24 protein-coding genes are annotated in these 20,474 nt (G+C 59.3%); 16 read left to right on the top strand and 8 right to left on the bottom strand.

Translation table 11 applies throughout. The annotated features are described in order from the left end of the window. Positions 1-37 precede the first annotated feature (37 nt). The 4 genes from AC4EEV_RS12025 (at position 38) to AC4EEV_RS12010 (ending at position 4,224) form a co-directional block, all read left to right on the top strand. Positions 38-1,480 (top strand): purine-cytosine permease family protein, encoded by a 1,443-nt coding sequence (locus AC4EEV_RS12025; RefSeq protein WP_491329044.1) that lies wholly within the window; start codon positions 38-40, stop codon positions 1,478-1,480. After that, a complete protein-coding gene (locus AC4EEV_RS12020) occupies positions 1,477-2,133 on the top strand; it encodes a flavin reductase family protein (RefSeq protein WP_476741550.1) in 657 nt (218 codons plus the stop codon). The genes AC4EEV_RS12025 and AC4EEV_RS12020 overlap by 4 nt, the downstream gene beginning before the upstream one ends. A 982-nt stretch (positions 2,134-3,115) precedes the next feature. Continuing rightward, positions 3,116-3,553, top strand: coding sequence for a hypothetical protein (locus AC4EEV_RS12015; RefSeq protein WP_476741549.1), 438 nt, complete (start codon positions 3,116-3,118; stop codon positions 3,551-3,553). A 317-nt stretch (positions 3,554-3,870) separates the two neighbouring features. Continuing rightward, positions 3,871-4,224: a DUF3846 domain-containing protein gene (locus tag AC4EEV_RS12010; RefSeq protein WP_491329043.1), complete on the top strand. Its 354-nt coding sequence runs from the start codon at positions 3,871-3,873 to the stop codon at positions 4,222-4,224. 287 nt (positions 4,225-4,511) lie between these two features. On the opposite strand, the gene AC4EEV_RS12005 is transcribed toward AC4EEV_RS12010, so the two are convergent. The 8 genes from AC4EEV_RS12005 to AC4EEV_RS11970 form a co-directional block, all read right to left on the bottom strand. Beyond that, positions 4,512-4,985 carry a DUF488 domain-containing protein gene (locus AC4EEV_RS12005; protein ID WP_491329042.1) on the bottom strand — a complete coding sequence of 158 codons (474 nt, stop codon included), beginning with the start codon at positions 4,983-4,985 and terminating at the stop codon, positions 4,512-4,514. 283 nt (positions 4,986-5,268) lie between these two features. Further along, positions 5,269-7,413, bottom strand: coding sequence for an amylo-alpha-1,6-glucosidase (locus AC4EEV_RS12000; protein ID WP_491329041.1), 2,145 nt, complete (start codon positions 7,411-7,413; stop codon positions 5,269-5,271). Positions 7,414-7,754: 341 nt separating this feature from the next. Then, complete coding sequence (locus tag AC4EEV_RS11995; protein ID WP_491329040.1) at positions 7,755-8,249, bottom strand: hypothetical protein; 495 nt, start codon at positions 8,247-8,249, stop codon at positions 7,755-7,757. A 245-nt stretch (positions 8,250-8,494) separates the two neighbouring features. Then, positions 8,495-8,803 carry a DUF3040 domain-containing protein gene (locus AC4EEV_RS11990; RefSeq protein WP_491329039.1) on the bottom strand — a complete coding sequence of 103 codons (309 nt, stop codon included), beginning with the start codon at positions 8,801-8,803 and terminating at the stop codon, positions 8,495-8,497. A gap of 198 nt (positions 8,804-9,001) precedes the next feature. Then, complete coding sequence (locus tag AC4EEV_RS11985; protein ID WP_491329038.1) at positions 9,002-9,214, bottom strand: DUF488 family protein, N3 subclade; 213 nt, start codon at positions 9,212-9,214, stop codon at positions 9,002-9,004. 136 nt (positions 9,215-9,350) lie between these two features. After that, positions 9,351-9,581: a hypothetical protein gene (locus tag AC4EEV_RS11980; protein WP_476741543.1), complete on the bottom strand. Its 231-nt coding sequence runs from the start codon at positions 9,579-9,581 to the stop codon at positions 9,351-9,353. Between the two features lie 57 nt (positions 9,582-9,638). Continuing rightward, complete coding sequence (locus AC4EEV_RS11975; RefSeq protein WP_491329037.1) at positions 9,639-10,052, bottom strand: VOC family protein; 414 nt, start codon at positions 10,050-10,052, stop codon at positions 9,639-9,641. A gap of 160 nt (positions 10,053-10,212) precedes the next feature. Beyond that, positions 10,213-10,878, bottom strand: coding sequence for a helix-turn-helix transcriptional regulator (locus tag AC4EEV_RS11970; RefSeq protein ID WP_476741541.1), 666 nt, complete (start codon positions 10,876-10,878; stop codon positions 10,213-10,215). 28 nt (positions 10,879-10,906) lie between these two features. Between AC4EEV_RS11970 and folE the strand changes: the two genes are divergently transcribed. From folE to AC4EEV_RS11910, 12 genes are all read left to right on the top strand, one after another. Continuing rightward, positions 10,907-11,593, top strand: coding sequence for a GTP cyclohydrolase I (folE, locus tag AC4EEV_RS11965; RefSeq protein WP_476741540.1), 687 nt, complete (start codon positions 10,907-10,909; stop codon positions 11,591-11,593). Between the two features lie 45 nt (positions 11,594-11,638). Further along, positions 11,639-12,895 (top strand): NAD(P)/FAD-dependent oxidoreductase, encoded by a 1,257-nt coding sequence (locus tag AC4EEV_RS11960; protein WP_491329036.1) that lies wholly within the window; start codon positions 11,639-11,641, stop codon positions 12,893-12,895. After that, positions 12,892-13,878: a dihydropteroate synthase gene (folP, locus tag AC4EEV_RS11955; RefSeq protein ID WP_476741538.1), complete on the top strand. Its 987-nt coding sequence runs from the start codon at positions 12,892-12,894 to the stop codon at positions 13,876-13,878. Before AC4EEV_RS11960 ends, folP begins: the two co-directional genes overlap by 4 nt. An 89-nt stretch (positions 13,879-13,967) precedes the next feature. Beyond that, positions 13,968-14,666 carry a pyrimidine reductase family protein gene (locus tag AC4EEV_RS11950; RefSeq protein WP_491329035.1) on the top strand — a complete coding sequence of 233 codons (699 nt, stop codon included), beginning with the start codon at positions 13,968-13,970 and terminating at the stop codon, positions 14,664-14,666. A gap of 217 nt (positions 14,667-14,883) precedes the next feature. Then, entirely contained in the window at positions 14,884-15,360 is a 477-nt protein-coding gene (locus tag AC4EEV_RS11945; RefSeq protein WP_491329034.1) for a hypothetical protein, read from the top strand. Between the two features lie 41 nt (positions 15,361-15,401). Continuing rightward, a complete protein-coding gene (locus tag AC4EEV_RS11940; protein ID WP_491329033.1) occupies positions 15,402-17,264 on the top strand; it encodes a glycoside hydrolase family 15 protein in 1,863 nt (620 codons plus the stop codon). A 32-nt stretch (positions 17,265-17,296) separates the two neighbouring features. Further along, positions 17,297-17,686 (top strand): DUF488 domain-containing protein, encoded by a 390-nt coding sequence (locus AC4EEV_RS11935; protein WP_491329032.1) that lies wholly within the window; start codon positions 17,297-17,299, stop codon positions 17,684-17,686. Between the two features lie 144 nt (positions 17,687-17,830). Continuing rightward, complete coding sequence (locus AC4EEV_RS11930; RefSeq protein ID WP_491329031.1) at positions 17,831-18,124, top strand: DUF3040 domain-containing protein; 294 nt, start codon at positions 17,831-17,833, stop codon at positions 18,122-18,124. A 45-nt stretch (positions 18,125-18,169) separates the two neighbouring features. After that, complete coding sequence (locus AC4EEV_RS11925) at positions 18,170-18,670, top strand: YegP family protein (protein WP_491329030.1); 501 nt, start codon at positions 18,170-18,172, stop codon at positions 18,668-18,670. 199 nt (positions 18,671-18,869) lie between these two features. Continuing rightward, the gene (locus tag AC4EEV_RS11920) at positions 18,870-19,043 is read left to right on the top strand and encodes a hypothetical protein (protein WP_491329029.1); all 174 of its coding nucleotides are present in this window, start codon (positions 18,870-18,872) and stop codon (positions 19,041-19,043) included. An 85-nt stretch (positions 19,044-19,128) separates the two neighbouring features. Next, a complete protein-coding gene (locus AC4EEV_RS11915; protein ID WP_491329028.1) occupies positions 19,129-19,419 on the top strand; it encodes a hypothetical protein in 291 nt (96 codons plus the stop codon). Between the two features lie 771 nt (positions 19,420-20,190). Next, a complete protein-coding gene (locus tag AC4EEV_RS11910; RefSeq protein WP_491329027.1) occupies positions 20,191-20,421 on the top strand; it encodes a hypothetical protein in 231 nt (76 codons plus the stop codon). Positions 20,422-20,474 lie beyond the last annotated feature (53 nt).

Genomic DNA, 20,474 nt, shown 5'->3' with positions numbered 1-20,474 from the left:
CCTCCCCTTCCCACTTTCAACAGATTTGAGGTCTGCAATGGCGAAGACCCTTACCGTCGAACGGCGTTCCATCGACTACATCCCACCTGAAGAGCGCCATGGCAAGCCCAGGAGCCTGCTCTTCGTATGGTTCGCTGCCAACACATCCATCACCGCAGTCGTAACAGGTGCCCTGTTTGTCATCTTGGGCAACAGCGCTCTCTGGTCGATCCCGGCCATCATCCTGGGCAACGCGGTAGGCGGGTTTTTCACCGCCCTGCACTCCGCCCAGGGCCCCAAACTCGGTGTGCCACAGATGATCCAGAGCCGGGCGCAATTCGGCTACTTCGGGGCGATCCTGCCGCTGGTCCTGGCCCTGATGATTTACGTCGGCTTCTACGCCACGGGCCTGGTCCTTGGCGGCCAGGCGATCGGCACCCTGCTCCACGTCCCGCCGCAGGTGGGCGCCATGGTCTTCGCACTCATGTCGGCGACACTGGCCATCATCGGCTACGGCTACATCCACAAGTTTTCGCACATCGCCGCCGTCCTGAGTGCCGTCGTGTTCGTCATCCTCCTCGTCCGCATCATCGCCGACGGGAACATCGGCCCAGTCGTGGAGACCAACGCGTTCGATGGGGCCGCGTTCGTCCTGGGCATCTCCCTCTCGGCCTCATGGCAGCTGACCTTCGGACCGTATATTGCGGACTACTCGAGGTACCTACCCGAGGACACCCCCAAGCGCGCCACGATCGGCTGGACCTTCCTGGGCAGCGTCCTGGGCGGCTCCCTGGCCATGACCCTGGGCGCTCTCGCCGCGGCCCTGGGCGGCAAAGCCTTCGGTCACGACCAGGTCGGCTACCTCGCCGGGCTCGGCGGCGCCATCTGGCCGCTGGTCCTGCTCGCCGTGATCCTGGGCAAGCTCACCGGCAACACCCTCAGCTCCTACGGCGGCTACATGTCACTCGCCACGATCATCACCAGCCTCACCGGCCAAGACCGGGTCAGCCCCCGTCAACGCTCGCTCTACGTCATAGCGATCTCGGTCGTTTCACTGGCCATCGCGTTGGCGGCCACCAACAACTTCCTGACCAACTTCACTAACTTTCTGTTGTTCCTGCTCTACTTCATGACCCCCTGGTCGGCCATCAACCTCGTCGATTACTACTGGGTCCGCAAGGAGCGCTACAGCATCGCCCAACTCTTCCTCCGAAACGGCGAATACGGCCGTTTCAACAAAGGCGCCTTCCTGGCATACGCCGTCGGAGTGCTCATCCAAATCCCGTTCATGAACAGCTCGCTCTACGTCGGCCCCATCGCCAACCTGCTCGGAGGCGCAGAAGTGGCCTGGCTCATTGGCCTCGTCGTCGCAGGCGGCCTGTACTACGCCACCTCCCGCGCCGTCCGGAACCGCGCCAGGACCTTTGAATCAATTTCAGAAAAGCCGCATGGGACCGCTGTCCCCGCAACGGCAACCATCACCTCTGAGGAGACCTTGTGAAATACGACCCCGCGCTCGAGCGCAGCCCCCTTCCCTACTCGCCCTTCAAGAGCTGCACCGTTCCCCGACCCATCGGCTGGCTCTCCAGCATCAGCCCGGACGGCGTGGAAAACCTGGCCCCTTACAGCCAGTGGCAGAACCTGACCTTCGACCCGCCCATGGTCATGTTCTCCGCCAACCAATACCCGGACGGGCGGCGGAAAGACACCGTCCTCAACGCGGAGCAGACCGGCTGGTTCATCTGGAACATGGCCACCTACGACCTCCGTGAGGCCGTCAACATCAGCGCCATGGCACTGCCTTTCGAGGAAAACGAGTTCGACCGCGCCGGCATCAGCAAGCGATACGCCGAGCTCTCCCCCACACCCATGGTTGCCGAGAGCCCCGTTCATTTCGAATGCAAGTACCTCTCAACACACAGAATGACAGGCAACTCCAACGTCGGGACCATCGACATCGTCTTCGCACAGGTCGAACGGATCCACATCAACGACGAAGTCCTCACCCCCGACGGCCGACTCGACATCCCGAAAATCCGGCCCCTGGCCCGAATGGGATACCACGACTACACCTCCATCACAGAGACCTTCGAGATGAAAATCCCCCAAGCGTCCGACGACGAGGCATACGGCCTCGCCGGCCAACCCGCCTAACAAACCCCGCGATCCCGAAGACCCTGCACTCCCCCTGCAGGGTCTTCGGCTACACAGCGGAAGTCACCCAATCGGACAAACTACTCCCGGCTCGGCCCAGCCGGTACAGATTTACAGAATCACCATTATCGGTGCTTCGAATAGGCACTAATCTGACGTGAAAATCACGCAGCGGTCGGGTGCGACGCTGTAAAAATTCAAGCGACCGGCGATCTATTGAGCCACTGAGCCACTGGAATCTTCCCTGGTCCTGTAGGTAGTCAGTAACCTTGACTTGCGAATGGGTGTCAGCAGAGAGGCATCGCACTCCACTCCCACTTATGAACAAAGGTCGCTAAACTCCCGGTTCCAGTTGCCGAGTGGCTACCGAAACATCCTGCGCACGTCCACATTATCGGCCGCGGTGGAGAGGCACAAAATCCCGCTGGCCTTGACCGATGTCCACCTCATCCCGAAGCAAGCACACCTCTGCCACCGATCTGATCGCTGCCACCGATAACAAGCAGTCTGCGGCGATCCCCCTCGTCCTTGCACCCTGTGGGGTGAGCCCTATCTTCTGCGTCCTGAAACATCGAGACTGCCCCTTCATCCAACGGTCCACCAAGGTATGAAACAGTGGCGGAATTTTCGGGTCAGGCACGTCTGAAGTTCTCACTCCCACCTCGCCTCATCCCGAATTGGGGGGGGGAGGGGCTCGATACCCTCCCTGCAAGACGGCTCCTCTTGATCCGTATTGCGGAGGCTCTTTAATTCGTAGTACCCGTTTCTTGAGAACCTTGTGATCCCGGAACCGTTCTTCGCGTGTTGAAACATCTGTCTGCCTCTTTGTGATTTTCCTTAGCTTGTATAATGTGACCTCGAGTAACCGGCCTCTCTGCTTTTCCACAAGTGAGCGGAAAGGCCGAGGACTGGATTTAAAAAAAATATCAGCTATAAATAGAGGAGTGAGATTTTCCTTTGCGTGATTGCCTGTGAGGAAAATATGATGCTTTTTATTAGTAGTGATCGTAAAATTCAAAAACTGTACCAGGGCGGGGAACTTTCGGCGGCCTCGGGGATGGGGCTGCCTCCGGCGAGGCGTCCCGGCCATTGCGGTGCCGACATGGAGCTCACCATGCAGAGCTCGGCTGCGGCAGGGGATTTCTTGTCGCCCATTTTGGGCGGTCCGGTGCGGGATCTGCATCTGGTGTGGCAGTGCCGATGCGGGTTCCGTCTAGATCCACGGTCGGATCCGAGAAATAAGGTGTGGGCGGCCGCTGCTGCAGTTGAAGGCTGTCAGTGGGAGATGGATCATGCCGTCCTACAGCTGGATATGGCTCTTCGTGCAGCATCGGCAATGGGTGTGGCAGATGAGTTGCTTGCAAAATGGGCCCAGCTATCCCCTCGTGAAATTAAGAGAATTCTCGATCAAAATGCGTGAATTGAGGTTGCCGGAGACGGCGTCGAGCGTATGGAATAAACCGGCTGATCGTAAAGACGAAGGAGTGGAAATGCTGACAAGGGGGCACTCTGTGGTAGACGGAAAGAAGCAAGGAAGAGCTATTGAAGAGTAACGATCTGAAAATCGTGCCAAGCACGTGGAAGCCTCTACGCCGATACACAGAAAGGGCCTCTAAAAATAAACGGACGGGCGTCGGGCCCGCGCAGGCATCCACGTCGGGGAGCTCGACCCCCAGGATCCTCGTCAAGGCCTCAGGCCTCCCGTTTCTGCTAAAGAATAGAAAGGAATAGCTAGCCATGACCACGGCGGCGTGTACCGCGCTCATCATCCCAGCTTCCCTCCCCCAGCCCATACGCGTCGAAGGGATCGTTTTGACCGTTGCCAAAAGGCAGGTCTTGGTGCAAGGAAATTTCGAAGCAATTAGCTACAGAGATTGGCACGTTTACCTAAACGACGAAGCGGACCATATCCCTCTCCCCGTCAACCCGCGGGCCGAAGTGTTGATCAGGGAAGCAGGAGTTGATATCGAAGGGGATATTAGGGGGGCCGCAGTGTTCTTGGGTCACAGCAACGACGGTAAGGATACAGACATACCGACACCCCTGCTTCAACTCGCGGAACGTCTCTTTGACATGGGTCCGGCCCGGTAGCGGACCTGAGGTGAGCCGCTTAACACAGTGTTCCTTCCCTGCCTGATCTGTAGATCCCGGGTGTCGTTCCGCCCCTCAGATGACGGATGCTCCTTAGGTACTCTTGTGGCTGTCAACATGACGGGGACGGACTGCCCGAGGGCTACTTGGGAATTCATTATCAGCGCTCGAACCACGGGATTAGAAGCAGCTCCGAGAGGTTTCGTTTCAGGCTCATTATATGGGCGCATCTTCGTCGAGTAGCGGCAGGCACGGCCCGGCTCACCCATCTTCTCTATCATCCCCGGCTAATCCTCGCCCTGATGCGGGTAAGTGATCCCGCCGTTTTCGACCCGTGCGAACGCATTCATGCTGGCTTGACGAGTTACGGAGATGGACATTATGTCGAAGACCTTTACGCCTGCGACAATGAGTGCATCAGAAATCAGCCGCCTATGGCATCGCCATGGAACAGCTTCGCTGCACATGATCGCAGGCACCCCCTGACTCGCGATCCTCACCAGTTCAGCGAGTCCGGAGCTGAAATTCGCGGTTGCCATGTAATCGGCGTAGTCGCGGAACGCTTTGATTCTCCACGCACCGTTCGGACTGATCGAACCCGCCGGCGTATGTCGGCGGCCGCCGAGGTCCCGAATCCATCTGTACTCGATCTCCTGGGGCATGGCTTTCTGGATCTCCAACTGGTTCCACTGTGGATACTTCCGGGAGGATGGAAACGAACGCACGTCAACCAAATGCGTCACATCGTTGGAGTGCAGCATCGCAATCACCTCGTCAAAGCTACGAGTGGAATGACCAATTGTGTATACTCGCGGTTCCAAGGATCTCGCTCTTTTCCGCTTGTCATCAACTCCCCCATTGCTTGCACGCTACAGAATGAGCATCCTGAATCGGGTCGTCGAGCAAGCTTAGTCCGGCAGACTGAGAGTCACTGCGACTCTCTACTGTGGGATGGCATGGGGCGACCGGAACCCCGATGAATACCGGCGGTCACGTTCGCCCACCACCGGTGATCTGTTTCCATCTGCTGCGCCTGGATGTGAATCAATCAAGGCCATCATTGCCGGCCAGGTTGAGGAGTTCGCTGAGTGGAGGCCGCGGTTCACGGCGCAACCGGATAGCCTCGGGTAGGCCGTGCACGTCGACCGATCCGTCATCGATGTGAATCGAGATCCGTCCTTCCCCAGAAAATGGAACGTTATCGAAGTGAAAGTGCGTGTTCTCTGCCGGCATGGTCGGGGCCAGCCATACTTCGTCCCAGGGTAGGCCGGGGTCAAAACGCAGCAACGTGCGGATGAGCTGGACAGGTGCCGCCGATGCCCAGGCCTGTGGTGAACATGAAGCAGGATAGGGGACAGGTTCAGGGTATTTTGATCGGTCCAGGCCGCAAAAAAGTTCCGGGAGCCTGCCATTGAATCGGTCCGCGGCTTCAAGTAAGGCATAGGCAACTTTGCGGGCTTCATCGACGAAACCGTGCCGCATGAGCCCTGCAGCGGCAATCGCGTTGTCGTGGGGCCATACTGATCCGTTGTGGTAGCTGGCCGGGTTGTATGCACCCATGTTGGCCGCCAGCGTCCGGATCCCCCATCCGGTAAACATTTCAGGGGACAGCAAATGTTCTGCCACCCTGGGCGCCTTGTCTTCGTCAATTATTCCCGTCCACAGGCAGTGGGCCATGTTCGAGGCCACAGCGTCAACAGGTGTCTTATTCCTGTCTAGGGCAACAGCAATATATCCATCCTCGGGCAGCCAGAACTGGTCGTTAAACGCCCTTTTCAGCTTCAATGCCTTCGTTATACAAGAATCAGCGGTCTGCGGATCACCTGCAGCCCTGGCTAATAATGCGCGGCCAACGTAGGCGGCATAAGCGTAACCCTGTACCTCACACAGTGCGATGGGAGGCTCGGCCAAGGTGCCATCTGCGAAATTTATACCGTCGCCGGAGTCCTTCCAGCCCTGGTTTCGCAAGCCCTTGTCTGTCTTCCGCTTGTATTCGATGAATCCATCACCGTCCAGGTCGCCATAGTCCTCCATCCACCCCAACGCCCTGTCTGCTACAGGAAGAAGCCGGCGCATTGCCTCGTCATCGAGTCCCCACCGGCTTAGCTCAGCCAGGACAATAACGAAGAGCGGCGTTGCATCAACACTGCCGTAATACACTCCGTGGCCGCCCAGCGCCAAACCAGCAGAGGCTCCCAAACGGACTTCGTGAAGGATCCTGCCGGGTTCTTCCTCTGAATCGGGATCGACCTTCGTTCCCTGGTGATCCGCCAACGTCAAAAGCGTCCCTTTGGCCAGCGAAGGGTCCAGGAGTAAGGACATGAACGAGGCAAGCAGGCTGTCCCTTCCAAACAAGGCCATGAACCATGGTGCGCCGGCGGCCACCACCGCCCGGTCCGGATGATCGGGGTTATAGATTCGGAGCGAACCTAGATCTTCCTGGCTGCGCTCGATTACCCGCTCTACCGCTTCATTCCGCAGCTTTGCTGTTGGCATGGACTTGCGCCACTCCATGACGCGGCGCAGGGCATCCTCGCCCGAATCGCCTGCTCCTTTGTGCCCGGGGCCAAGGGGAAGATCCACCACGGGCGTGGCAGTGATGGTGCCGGACCACTGCGCGTGCCCCGCAATGACGACGTCCAGGACCAGAGCTTCGCCCTCATTCCTGGAACCGGGAAACGCCACAGTGATCCACTGTTCCTGACCTTCGCGTCCGGAATCGAGCATTAGTGCATCCCTGCCCGACTTTCGAAAACAATGCCCCTGTTGCACGCGCCCTTCCTTTACTTCAAACAAACTGGCAAAGTCCGAGTCGGCCAACAACTCAACCCGGCATCGCACGGGGTTCTTGGAATAGTTGTGCACCGTCACCGTCTCGACAAGCGCTGCCCCCAGCGTCCGTTCCCGGTCAATGAGCAGCGAAGAGTCGGTGTGATCATTCCTGCGGGCCCTACCAACGAAAACGCAGCGAAAGGGCTCAGGAACGGTAAACGACAAGCCCTCGACCGGGAAGCCCTGAACCTTTAGCGTCCAGTCGCTGATGAATCGGGTGTCCCCGAAGAACACCCCGTGCGGTAGGCAGCCCGACATATCCCCGTTGAACGATGAGATACAGAATGAAGTTCCCTGCACCAGCGTCACCGCTCCCGGCCCGGCTGAATCGGCGCTACTTTCGTTCCCCTGAGTCACTTTTTTGCTTCTTCCACGCAAACACGCTGGAGGACCACTGCCCTTCCTAAAGTGAGGAAGACGCACTCCCCCGGCAATGGGGCAATGCCCTATTGCCAAACCCGGCAGCGGATCGCCGGAGACGGTTTGAGTCTTGATAACAAGGATGTCTCCTGCCGCCACCGGATATCGAACAGTGGTCGTTAAACCCGCTCAGTTGACGCAGTGATGGCAGGAGGCACAGTTGCGTTCGACGGCAGCCGTAAAATCGGTCTGCCATGCTGCCGGTCTGTGGACTGCTGCAAAGTCACAGCAGGTGAGGTGCCTATCAGTTTCATCACGACGGCCCCCACGTGGGTTCGTCACCTTCGAGAACTGCTTCTTGTAGCCCCCGATTCCCGGCGCCAGCCTCGCCGGCTGCTTCTGGGGTCATACCTGCGGGCCAGTTGCGCCAGCGCCAGGGCGGCGACGAGGAGCCCAAAGTCACGGAGGGCAATGTCATAAAAACCAGAAAATGTCAGCAGGTTGATGATGATGCCCGTTAGCCAGAGCGCCACCACGTACGCTGCATAGCGCGGCTTGATGGCCATCATGATTCCGGCTGCAATCTCCACGATACCTACGATGAGCATTGCCGTATGCGCGCTGAAGGGCAGCAAGTCGACAAGCCATGGAGCCAAGTACCGCTCCCAGTCAGTGAGGATGTTGGTGAACTTGTCAAGGCCGAAAAAAATGGGCAGGATAACGAAGCCGGTCAACAATGTCAGAAACGCCCCGTACGTCGGTTCTGTTCGCGCCCTATCTAGCACTCGGCTGATCCATCCGTTGCTGGAAGCGGGAATTGGGTTCGCAACCACGATGATCTCCTTATGGCACTGATATTAATATGAGGTGAGTCCCGGAACGCGTCCTCGGGAACCTGCCCGTCTTCGCTTAAGAGAAGGGAAGGGGTGAGTTCCCGGGAGGCTTCGCGAGAAGTGGACGTTCCGCCCGTGCGTCAATGTATGTCGGCGTACCGTCTGTGGCCGCTGATAGGTCCAACGTTTATACACTCCTTCAGCCAATTCCGGGTTTCCCCTCCGCTCTGGAGTCGGCAGAGGCATCAAGGCGATGATGGTTTCCCTGGCTTGGGTCGCCCTGCCAGGTTGATGGGGCTGTTCCCCACAAGAAGGTAGGTGCCTATTCCCATCAGGAGGAAGCCCAGGACGCCGACTGCCGTCACTTGCGAGGCGATTCCTGCGATGAGCAACACAACGCCGATCAGGCACGCCATGACGGCGAAGTAGGTAGTGGCCCCAAATCGTCGTTCGATCAACCCGGAAGATAGTTCCTCGGCCAGACGCGGGTCCTTGGTGACCAGGTCGAGTTCCAGTTCGTCGAGCAGTTTCTGCTCTTTGTCTGACAAAGGCATCTGACGCCTCCCCTGATACCGCTGCCGGGCCTTTTGAAGGGCCCTGCAGCTCAGCCTTTCAAGTAGCATGTGAGCCGTTGAAGGATTCTAAATCTAACATTTCAAATGTTAGTAATCTGACCATAGGAGGGTTCCTGGGGGAAGTCAAGGACTCTCCTCCAGACAGCGAGGGTGGCCGGATCAGCCGGCGCCGTGGTCTTATGGCTCACGGTCTTCTTTGATCAGGGTGCACAGGACTGCTGCTTCACTGATGGCAGGCTCCCTTATCGCCGTCAACAGCGTTAGTGGCCGGTGTTCGGCCAGGACGCGGAGGCGTTCAAGGACATCGGCAGCTTCGGGCGCCCGAAGTTCGGACTGGTATCGCCGGTTGAACTCCTCAAAAAGCCCGGGATCGTGGCGCTGCCGGTTCATTCATGCCTCGCTTCCGCACCGTTTTTCTGGCAACTCCGCCGGAGTTGTCACGTTAGTGGCGTGAGTTCTTCCAGGGTGGCATGTGAGGCCGGGCGGCCGGGGCGGCCTGTGGTTTTCATTGCGTCTTTGATCCTGCTCAGCCAGGCCTGAAGTTTCCACTCCATCTTGCCGCATCCGGAATTGGTAGTCCGAATACCTTCACCGTGCGGCGGAGGTCCTCTTCAGCAACATGGCAAAGCCGTTCCAGTTCATCGAGTCTTTCCTTCGGTATCTCACCAAGCTTGAACTGCACTTCCGCATGCCTAAAAAGTCGTTCAGCCTCTTTAAGGTTGGCTTGAGCTTGTGAAACGGGGTCCACGGCTACCATGACCCCATGATGGCACTTCTATTGACAAAGACCTATAGGCCGGGTGTTCCTAGGCGCTCAGAGGAATAGGTGGCTGTCGAAGACCGAGCGCGGTTGTTGTGCGGGATCGGGGTGGGTGATGACAACGCGCAGTCCGTCAGGGTCGCGTCCTTCGACAAACGTGACGTCGCCAGCGGTGTGAGTGTCGACGTAGTTGCCGGTTTCCTGAAGCGCCTGCTTCAAATTTTCCAGGTCTTTCTGGTTGTCCGTTGCCCACATGAGCAGGTGGAATCCCAAGCCGCTCGGATGGCGTTGAGCATGCCGGCCGCGTTCGATGATGTACAGCTGGAACCCTTCTGTGGTCAGCAGAAGGGCAGCCTCCGCCGATCGGAGGGTTACTTCGCATCCGAATAAGTCGCGGTAAAAGGTCACGGACCTGTCGAGCTCGGATACGTACAGAACGGAAGAGGCTGGTTTGGCCGGGTATCCCATTGAGCCATTGTTGACCTGGAACGTGCGTTTGGCCAGAATTGCGGAAGTTATCCATCGGGACTTTACTCCAGCCAAACGACAGCGGGCAGCCAAAACCAAATGACCGCGGGCCGCAACTCCTGCTGACCGCTGGTTTTCCGCCGGCGGCGTGCTGGGACGATTATTCGGTTGTAGTTGTGAGCCTGGCGCAGCAGGCGGAGCCGTCGGGGGCGGGGGCGACGCGGTGTTGCTGGTCGTTGGACCCATCCAGGGTGCCTTGCAGGAGGGCGGCACTCAACCCGCAGACAAGCTGGGTGTGGTCGGCGGCAAGACGGCGGAACGGGCAATTACATAGGACCAGACCTTGCCCGTCCCGCTCGGGTGCGTAACCGTTGTCAGTCAGAGCCTTTTCGAGATCTCCCGCAACCAGCCCACGTCGATGACCTTCAGCGTAGGCCGCTGAGGCGACGGACATTTCCACTGGTTCTCCGGTCTCGGCGGAGGTTTCGATTGCCGAGGCCAACAAACGCCCTGCCAACTCGTACTCGCGTGCAGGAATCGATAGCTGGACTTCATCCAGTGCCGGGCTGTAGAGCTTGCTGGGCCGGCCGGAACCGGGACCGGTCCGGGATCCGAGCTTCTTGCTTTCGGTCTTCAGGAAGCCGTCTTTAACCAGTTTCTCAAGATGGAAGGACGCCGTACTTGGCGCGAGATTCAACATCTTGACGAGTTGGTCGCGTGTGAGGGGGACCGGGCTGCGTATCAATGCCTGGTAAAGAGCGCGCCTCACGGGGTCGGCGAGTGCACCGACGTCGGGGTTTCTGATGTTGATTTGCGAGGACTTCATAGGGAAATTCAATCACCTCCGGAGGAGCTTGACGGAAAATATTATACGCTCTAAATTCAAAGTAGCCGACTTTAGAGAGGGCGCCATGTTATCTGAGTACTCCACACGGCAAAGCGTGTACTCCGCGCCGGTTGGTGAACTCGACCGGCTCGATCTTGAACGGACAGCACCGACGGGAATTGACCTGGAAGGGGCCCGCGCAGCCGTCACAGACTTGCTGGTTTCGCTGGGCCGGGACGTTTCGGATCCCCATTTGTCGGAAACTCCGCGGAGGGTGGCGCAGGCGTTTGCCGAGATGCTTACCGCCCGGCCCGCTTCGTGGACCACTTTTCCGAACAGTGAGGGGTACTCGGAGTTGGTGATTGTAAAGAACATTCCTTTTCATTCGCTGTGCCAGCACCATCTGTTGCCATTCCGGGGCGTCGCCCACATCGGATATCTTCCGGGCAGCAGGCTAATAGGACTGTCAAAACTTGCCCGTGGTTTGGAAATGTTCGCCCGGGATCTGCAGGTTCAGGAACGACTCACTGTGCAAACGGTCCAATGGCTGATGGACACGTTGGATGCCCGCGGCGCGGGAGTCGTTCTGGAAGCCGAGCACCTGTGCATGTCCTTGCGCGGCGTGCAGGTGGCCGGAACAACCACGACCACGGTGGCCTTCCGGGGGGAGCTTGCGGTACCGGGACCTTTGTCTGACCGCTTCTTTACCAGGTAGGACAGGTGCCCGGCCTGTCGCGCTCGGGAACAGGAGGAAAGAGTCATGATGAGAGACGTAGTAATCATTGGTGGTGGCCTTGCCGGGGCCACGGCAGCGCAAACTCTCCGCGCCGAAGGTTTCCCAGGAACCATCACTGTCGTGTGCCAGGAGAATCGGTACCCGTATCTGCGTCCGCCGCTGTCGAAGGATTTTTTGGCAGGCCGTGACGAAGAGGCTGCCCTCCTGCCGTATACCGTGGAGGATTACAGCAAACACGGCATCGAGGTGCTGCTCGGCGAAACAGCAGTAGCCATCGATCGGGACGCGTCGATCATCACCTTGGCGCAGGGCCAAGTGCTTGAATTTGACCAGCTCCTCCTGGCAACGGGTGCATCCCCCCGTACCCTCGGCGTTCCGGGATCCGGCCTGCCGGGCGTTCATTACCTACGCACCCTGGAAGACAGCCGACACCTCAGGGATGAACTGCGCCGGCTGCGTACAGGACAAAAACGGTGCCAGGTGGTTCTGATCGGTTCGGGCTGGATCGGCATGGAAGTCGCAGCGACGGCGAGGACCATGGGAGCCGAAGTCACGGTAGTGGGCAGGGATAAGGTCCCCTTGCAGGCCGCGATTGGCCCGGAACTGGGGACAGTTTTCATGGAACGGCACAAAGAGGCCGGTGTTGTTTTCACCACCGATACCGCCGTCACGGAGATTGTTGAAGGCAGCGGCAGAGCCGCGGGCGTCATCACCGGCAGCGGCCAGTATCTGCCTGCTAACCTGGTGGTCGTCGCTATTGGGGTCAACCCCAACACGCTGCTTGCAGAAGCCGCCGGGCTAAGCATTGACAATGGTATTCTCACAGACTCGTCATTACGGACCGACGACCCGCGGATCCTCGCAGCCGGTGACGTGGCAAACGCCTTTCACCCTTTCACGGGCAGCCATCTTCGGAGCGAGCATTGGGCAAACGCCATCAACGGCGGCAAAGTAGCCGCCAGGACGATGATGGGTATGCCGGCCGCGTTGGATGAGGTTCCATACTTCTATACTGACCAGTTCGACCTGGGGATGGAGTACTCGGGCTACTCCTCGCTGACGCCCGACGCGAAGATGATCCTGAGGGGAGACCCGGCGGCACACAAGTTCATAGCGTTCTGGCTCATCCCTATGTCATCCACCAAGGGAAGGGTCGTGGCGGGAATGAGCGTTAACGTCTGGGATGTTCAAGACGACATAAAGTTCCTGATATCCAGCGGACAGGAAGTCCAGACGCTGCAGCTCAGGGATGCTGACGTTCAGCTTCGAGAGTTGTCATGACGTCGGCTGTGCCCTTGGCAGGGGAAAAGCCGGAAGCGGCTGGGCATGGGGCGTGCCCGGATATCGCCTACTCGCCGGCGCTCCTTCACCCCGTGCATTGCTTCGGCGCCAGAATCATGGATTTCCGCAGGCAGACCGCCCTTATGGCCATCATCAACCGAACCCCTGATTCGTTCTACGACGCAGGACGAACCTTCGACCTTGAAGCTGCCGTGCACGCTGGCCTGGAGGCGGTGGCGGCAGGAGCCGACTGGATAGACATCGGTGGCCAGCCCTTCGCCCCAGGCAGGCCCTTGACGACAGGAGAGGAAGCAGACCGTGTCATTCCTGTCATCGAGGCGATCCGTGGCCAGTCAGACACGATCCTCTCCGCCGATACGTTCAATCCGGAGGTGGCCGCACTGAGCATCGAAGCAGGCGCGAACGTTATTAATGACACCTCCGGGCTGAGAAATCCGGACATGGCTGCTGTCATCGCAGGGTCAAAGGCCCACCTGGTCATCACGCACAGCCTCGCCCCGCCAAGGACGCCCTGGCCGGGACCTCGCTATCGGGACATCGTTCAGGATGTCCGCGACTTCCTGAGACGGAAAGTCGATCAGGCCGTTGACCTCGGTGTCGCAGAGGAACAAATCATCATTGATCCTGGGCACGATTTGAACAAGAACACCCTTCATTCGCTGGAACTCACCCGCCGGCTTGATCTCATCGCGGCTTTGGGTTTCCCCGTCCTGGCGTCAGTGTCGAACAAGGACTTCATCGGCGAGACACTGGGCAAGGGCAGCCATGAACGGCTCGAAGGATCTCTGGCAGCAGCAGTCATCTGCGTACTGAAAGGGGCACGTATCCTTCGAATGCATAACGTTGCCCCTGCCATATCAGCGCTGCACCTCACAGAGGCAGTCTTGGGTTGGCGGCAGCCACTCTCGCTCCATCACAACATAACCAGTGCCCAGTCTTGCCATACAGGGGGCCAGCCGTGATCGACCGATTGATTCCCAGCCCGATCAGGGGCGCCACTGACGCCCAACTCCTGAGCTGGTACACCCAGCCGCCAGCTCAGAGCACCCGCGTGAGCTTCAACTTTATCTCCAGCCTGGACGGTGCAGCCACCCTGAACGGCCGCTCGGGAGGTTTGGGCAACGCAGCGGACCGTCGAATCATGGTCCTGATGCGCCGCACCGCAGACGTTCTTCTCCTCGGCGCAGGCACGGTCAGGACTGAGGGGTATTCAAGGGATCTGATCGGCACGGCCGGCGTGGAATGGCGTCAAAGCCAAGGTAGAAGCCCACAACCAACCCTGGCCGTCGTCTCCGGCAGCCTGCGGATAAACCCTGACCTGCCCTTCTTCACGACAGCGCAGGAGCCACCCCTGGTGATCACCACGGCCGAGGCCAACAGGGTGAGGAGAAAAGCATTGGAGAAAGTCGCCGAGGTCGTCGCCTGCGGGCAGCGGCGCTTGAATGTGGACCTTCTGATCCAGGAATTAGAGCGGCGCGGTCATTCGCGGATCCACTCCGAGGGAGGACCCCGCCTGTTCGGAACATTCCAACAGGCCGCGCGGGTTGATGAGCTCTGCCTGTCGGTCAGCCCTTTGTTGACAGCAGGTCCCGGCGCCCGTATAGCTGCCAGCTCGCAGGAAAACCTACCCCCTCGACGAATGCGTCTTCAACACGTGCTCCGCTGCGGAGATATGCTCTTCCTCCGCTACCTGGCCCGGCAACCGCACGAGTTGCCCGAAGAGCCACCTGCCGTCAGCAACCGCTTTTAAAGAAGATCAAACAACCCCGCACGGGAAGCCCAGGCAGAGCTCTTCGAGCAGGTACACGGAAGGAGGCGGAACATGGTTCCGCACACGGTTGCCCACAGGTCCCCAGGCACACCGCGGCCAGGGCCAGGAAGGGACTCGGTCCCCTGGGCGACAGCAGGGCCGAAAGTGCCAAGCATGCTTTCCTGGCTCCTGCGTGGTCGACACGGCGGCTGTTGACATGGACTGGTCCGGGTGGGCCCTTTTCGGGCTGTTGGCCACGGGTGGGCTGACGGCCGTGATGATCACAGCCCAAATGGCCGGCTGGACGCGACTGGACCTCCCCCTGGTGCTCGGCACGATCCTGACTCCTGATCCTGATCGGGCCCGGGTCGCCGGATTCCTCATCCACTTGGCCGTAGGTCAGGTTTTTGCCTTGGGCTACGCTGCCGCGTTCGCGCTTCTTGGCTCGGCAACCTGGTGGACAGGTGCGCTTCTTGGACTCTTTCACGTCGCCGTAGCTTTGACAGTGATCCTGCCGCTGCTGCCGGGGGTCCACCCCAGAATGGCATCGACCAGGGCCGGACCTGCCAATAGGGCCGTTCTGGAACCTCCAGGCCTGCTTGCCCTGAATTACGGCATACAAACCCCGGTCATCACGGTCGTCGCCCACCTTCTCTACGGAGCAGTCCTCGGAGTCCTGTTAAGGACCGCGTGACTGGGTGGCGTCTGCACGAGACTGCCGAACAGGAAGTAACAATGTCAAGCCACCACCACACCACGCCGTGGCAGCCTTCCCCCATCGCCGACTACGGGCTGGTCGGTGACACGCGTACGGCAGCCTTGGTTTCCGCTCGAGGTTCTGTGGACTGGCTCTGCGTCCCGGCCTTTGACGGCACACCGGTCTTTGGCGCGCTCTTGGGTGGCGCACAGGCCGGCTCGTTTCTGGCCGGCCCATCCGAGCAGGCACAGTCGGCTACCCGCACGTACCGTCACCACAGCGCCACCCTGGAAACCGTGTGGTCAATCGGTCAGGGTCAACTCATCCTCACCGAGGCCATGATCGCCGAAGTGGCTGGCCAATTTCTGCCCACCACGTTACTCATCCGAAGACTCAGCGCCACGGGGTGCCCCGTGCCCGCTGTCATTAATTACAATCCGCGGCTGGGCGAACAGCATCGTCGTCCCCACATTCGCCGGGGACCCAATCTCGTCTGCGACTGGGGCCCACTGGCCCTGTCCCTGGGATGCAGCCAGGAATTGAGCGTGGAACCGGGCCGGGCGACACACGTCACAGTTCACCCAGATCGTCCTCTGACCCTGGTATTGGCCATCGCCTATGGGGAACCCCTGATCCACGTGGACCCATCAACGGCTTGGGCCCTCGTCGAAGCCGACGAAGCAAAATGGCGTGCGTGGACGGAAGACATCGATGAGGGGATACCTTTCCGGGAAACGGTTCTACGCAGCCTGCTCACCCTCCAACTGCTTACGTACTCGCCTTCCGGCGCGCCAGTGGCCGCCCCGACCACATCCCTTCCTGAGGACCCCGGCGGGGTCCGCAACTGGGACTACCGGTACGCCTGGCCACGGGACGCCAGCATAGGGGTGGGTGCATTCCTCGCTGTAGGCAAAACACCTGAAGCACGAAAATTCTTCGGCTGGCTGCTGCACGCCAGCCGGCTCGAACGCCCCCGCTTGCCATCACTGCTAACACTTGCCGGAGGACATGTCCCGGCGGAACGTAGCCTTCCAGATTGGCCCGGATTCGCCGGGAGCACGCCCGTCCGCACCGGCAATGGTGCCGCTGGCCAGCACCAGCTCGACGGCTATGGTTGGGTCCTGGACGCCGCCTGGGTCCTCGTCAAAAGCGGCCACCGTCTGTACTCAGAGACCTGGCGGGCGATGCGAGGCTTCGCGGACCTGGTAGCAATGCGCTGGCAGGACCCAGACGCAGGGATCTGGGAAATCCGCGATGACGCCGCCCACCACGTGCATTCCAAGATAATGGGCTGGCTGGCCCTCGACAGGGCCCTGCGGATCGGACGAACCCACCGCCTCGGAGCGCGGCAACGGAAGCGCTGGCAAAAGGCAAGGCTCGATCTTGCCGAGGCGATCAGGGCAAAAGGCTTTGATCCGGTCAAAAACACCTACACCCGCACCTACGGATCCTCTGACTTGGATGCTGCGCTGCTGCTCCTTCCGGTCACGGAGTTCGAGGACCCCGGCTCTAACCGAGTTAAAGGAACAGTGGATGCGGTCAGCGAAGAGCTCTCTGCCGGCTTTCCCTTCCTGTACCGGTACCCTCCGGGCCAGGACGGACTCCCTGGAAAGGAAGGGGCCTTCCTGCCCTGCTCCTTCTGGCTCGTCCAAGCCCTCGCCCTCACGGGAAGAGGCCACGAGGCGACAGAACTTTTCAAAGCACTCCTCGAGCACGCCAACCCCGTCGGACTCTACAGCGAAGAAATCGACCCCATGACAGGAGGTTTCCTTGGAAACTTCCCGCAGGCTCTGACTCATGCATCCCTTATCCAGGCCGCCCTCGCCCTGCGCGACTCCAGCAAAGGAAGCCCGACTTGCCCCAGCCCCGCTTCCTGCACCAGTAAGGCACACCCCACTTAACTCCACCACAACCCGCACAACGGAGAAAACCAATGGTTGCTCATGAAGTGAAAGTACGACGAATCTATGAAGAACCCCTCGACACAGATGGGTACCGTATCCTTGTGGACCGGCTTTGGCCACGGGGCCTTAGCAAAGAAAAGGCACACCTCGACGAATGGTGCAGAGCCATAGCCCCGTCGGATGAGCTACGCCGATGGTACGGCCACGATCCCGGGCTTGTTGAGGAGTTCAACCGGCGATACCAGTCCGAACTTCGGGTGCCCGAAGCTGCCGATGTCCTTGAACGCCTCCGCGTCCTGGCCGAACACCGGCCACTAACGCTGTTGACGGCGACGAGGGAACCTGCCATCAGTGAAGCAGCAGTCCTGTGCACCCTGATCAAAGAAAACCGTGAGCCCTGTCTGGAGGAGAGTCCTTGACTTCCCCCAGGAACCCTCCTATGGTCAGATTACTAACATTTGAAATGTTAGATTTAGAATCCTTCAACGGCTCACATGCTACTTGAAAGGCTGAGCTGCAGGGCCCTTCAAAAGGCCCGGCAGCGGTATCAGGGGAGGCGTCAGATGCCTTTGTCAGACAAAGAGCAGAAACTGCTCGACGAACTGGAACTCGACCTGGTCACCAAGGACCCGCGTCTGGCCGAGGAACTATCTTCCGGGTTGATCGATCGACGATTTGGGGCCACTACCTACTTCGCCGTCATGGCGTGCGTGATCGGCGTTGTGTTGCTCATCGCAGGAATCGCCTCGCAGGTGACGGCAGTCGGCGTCCTGGGCTTCCTCCTGATAGGAACAAGCACCTACTTTCTCGTCGGCGACGAACCTGATCTCCCCGACGGCATGTGGCCCCCCCTCTGATCAACAGCCCGGAAGACAAAAGGCAGCGGAAACTGACTCCACAGCATGACCTCGCAAGTAGGTACCCGTACAGGGAAGAGAGGCTCCAAAATGGGAAATTCAAGTACAGACAATATACGGGTGCACAGCGAGGCACCGGCTGAGGGAGATAACTCCCGGGAATATCCCGAAATACGCTCCCACTCCCAGGACCCGGCCGAAGGCGCGGATCGGGCCCCGGAAACAGAAGACCTCAAACTCCGTCCGGTCAGTCCAGTTGAAACAACAAATCAAGCACCCGTCACAAGGACAAGCGCAGCCAGAGCCGGCACGTTCGAACTCTTGCTAACAGACCCCAGGGATTTTGAGTTCAGACTACTCTCCCCAGCCGGTGAAGTACTGGCAGTGTCCGGTGTGTATTCGAATCGGAACTCGGCGATTGCTGGCATCCGAGATGCACGGGAATGTGCCGCAACAGCTCTGTTCAAGGACCACACCACACGGCTTCCATCAACCACGAAGCCAGTAAAGCCCGGGCAGCAGGGCCCATCGCGATGGTTCGGATGACCTGAACCAGGTGTCGCTCGAGGGCGTCGATGCCGCCAGTGGCACTTCGAACCTTCACCATGAACCGGCCCTCTCAGTAATGCCTCTGGAGGAGCTTGGGGCACCAAGATATCCGAAACATAAACAAGGCGGACAAAATGTTTCACATCGAGAACTCGCACCTCGCGGCAGGTTTACGAATTCGCTGGAGCGACTAATAATGAACCTGTTTGGACCGCCTGATAGAAGTCCGATCGACATGCCCATCATTCACAAAAACGATGATGCTGAAGCCTCAGCCGTGCAACAGCTCATGGACATAGAGATAGAGCGCGACGACGAAGGGAACGTCTGGGCGGAACGGAAAGACCACACCGTTGCTGACCAGGAATAAGTCGGCTCAGGCACAGTTGGGACAGCGATGACAGCCCAAGAGTAGGAGGGCTAGGCGTTGTCTGGGAGCGGAAGGGACGGAGCCTGTGGATAATTCGTTCAAGATAAAACTTGTAAACGCGAACGAGTACTTGGTGCGGGCTGACGCGGAGGGACAAACCGTGGAGTCTCTCGTCCGCTTAAATCCCGACTTTCTCGAGGAAATCGGCTTGGGAAACCGTGACGAGCAGAAGATTATTGAAGAAACGCTGCAGTTCATGGCCGAGCACCAGTCGGTCGTTGACTTCCCTCCGATGGTTGACCTTGAAGACGTCGCCGCGGCCTACAGCGACTATGCCTCCGAGCTCCGGCGCCGGCTTACTCCTCCCACCGGGTGACCTTATCGCATCCGGCACCATACCAGGCTTCCGAAACCCGGCAACGTGGGCTCTTTCATGGAACTCTCCTAGGGGCGTTGAACCATTCGCAATCGCCCGAGACAGGATCCACGACATTCCTTGATGAGGACCTACAAACCATCACCATCCGGCCCGACCCGGCTGGCACCTACGGCCTCGCCGGCCAGCACGCACAACACCCAATGACCCGCAGCCCCCTGCTTACCCCCCCTTGAGCAGGAGGCTGCGCCAGGAGTACCAGAACCGACAAAGTGGTGCCGCGCCTAAGAGTGAATGCAGATAATGGCGATGTCAAGCACGACTTCCGCACCACGAGTCCGCAAAATCCGGAGCACCACGATAACGCTGACACCCGCAAATAGAAGTACCTGAGACAGCTTTTTCGCGTCCGTTCCCCTGAGACCCTCTCAGCTCGAGCTACACCCCAAGCTGACGTCCCGGGCGTCTGACAAGGGAGGACTCCGCGCGTGAGCGGAGCCATGGCTTGTTTCAGACGCCCGCCCGGTCCCAACATGTGACACAGCCACCCCTTGCCAGGTCAATTCATCAAAAACCAACATTCGTTGGGCTATTACGACTACTACCCACTCGGATCTTCTGCTCCTCCGACTGTCAGGGTGGGATCTGAGAACATGAAGAACCACTGTCTATAAAACGGAATTCCGCACTATTCTGACGCCAGCGTCCGTACCTCAGGCCAACTGCTAGGCATGCGGAACGCGTGCGGGCGGTGCGGACCGCTGCCGCGGCATGCTTAAGGGCCGAAAACCGGCGCAGGCGCGCACGGCCGCTGCCCTGGTCCTGAGTGAAGGGGGTCCGAGCACCGACGCCTTTACTACCGTCGTCATCGCTACCGTGGTGGCCACCGCCCTTGTCATCGCTACCGTGGTGGCCACCGCCCTTGTCATCGCTACCGTGGTGGCCACCGCCGTTGTAATCCCCGTGGTCGTCGTCGGTGCCGCAACTCGCGCTCATTCATGAATAAGCAGGGCAGTATTCATACTTGCTTGCTAAAATCTGAATAAGAGTTTGCC

This window comes from Pseudarthrobacter sp. MOO14 (assembly GCF_058267675.1).
The sequence above is the reverse complement of the archived record's forward strand: the minus strand, read 5'-3'. Positions and strand labels throughout refer to the sequence as shown.

Coding starts and splice junctions, on each gene's coding strand:
- AC4EEV_RS12015 (WP_476741549.1), top strand. CDS start 3,116: ATGATGCTTTTTATTAGTAGTGATCGTAAAATTCAAAAACTGTACCAG.
- AC4EEV_RS11910 (WP_491329027.1), top strand. CDS start 20,191: ATGCTTAAGGGCCGAAAACCGGCGCAGGCGCGCACGGCCGCTGCCCTG.
- AC4EEV_RS12005 (WP_491329042.1), bottom strand. CDS start 4,985: ATGCTGCACTCCAACGATGTGACGCATTTGGTTGACGTGCGTTCGTTT.
- AC4EEV_RS11920 (WP_491329029.1), top strand. CDS start 18,870: ATGAACCTGTTTGGACCGCCTGATAGAAGTCCGATCGACATGCCCATC.
- AC4EEV_RS11975 (WP_491329037.1), bottom strand. CDS start 10,052: ATGGGATACCCGGCCAAACCAGCCTCTTCCGTTCTGTACGTATCCGAG.
- AC4EEV_RS11970 (WP_476741541.1), bottom strand. CDS start 10,878: ATGAAGTCCTCGCAAATCAACATCAGAAACCCCGACGTCGGTGCACTC.
- AC4EEV_RS11940 (WP_491329033.1), top strand. CDS start 15,402: ATGTCAAGCCACCACCACACCACGCCGTGGCAGCCTTCCCCCATCGCC.
- AC4EEV_RS11945 (WP_491329034.1), top strand. CDS start 14,884: ATGGACTGGTCCGGGTGGGCCCTTTTCGGGCTGTTGGCCACGGGTGGG.
- AC4EEV_RS11985 (WP_491329038.1), bottom strand. CDS start 9,214: ATGAACCGGCAGCGCCACGATCCCGGGCTTTTTGAGGAGTTCAACCGG.
- AC4EEV_RS11935 (WP_491329032.1), top strand. CDS start 17,297: ATGGTTGCTCATGAAGTGAAAGTACGACGAATCTATGAAGAACCCCTC.
- AC4EEV_RS11925 (WP_491329030.1), top strand. CDS start 18,170: ATGACCTCGCAAGTAGGTACCCGTACAGGGAAGAGAGGCTCCAAAATG.
- AC4EEV_RS11980 (WP_476741543.1), bottom strand. CDS start 9,581: ATGGTAGCCGTGGACCCCGTTTCACAAGCTCAAGCCAACCTTAAAGAG.
- AC4EEV_RS12025 (WP_491329044.1), top strand. CDS start 38: ATGGCGAAGACCCTTACCGTCGAACGGCGTTCCATCGACTACATCCCA.
- AC4EEV_RS11990 (WP_491329039.1), bottom strand. CDS start 8,803: ATGCCTTTGTCAGACAAAGAGCAGAAACTGCTCGACGAACTGGAACTC.
- folP (WP_476741538.1), top strand. CDS start 12,892: ATGACGTCGGCTGTGCCCTTGGCAGGGGAAAAGCCGGAAGCGGCTGGG.
- AC4EEV_RS12010 (WP_491329043.1), top strand. CDS start 3,871: ATGACCACGGCGGCGTGTACCGCGCTCATCATCCCAGCTTCCCTCCCC.
- AC4EEV_RS11930 (WP_491329031.1), top strand. CDS start 17,831: ATGCCTTTGTCAGACAAAGAGCAGAAACTGCTCGACGAACTGGAACTC.
- AC4EEV_RS11960 (WP_491329036.1), top strand. CDS start 11,639: ATGATGAGAGACGTAGTAATCATTGGTGGTGGCCTTGCCGGGGCCACG.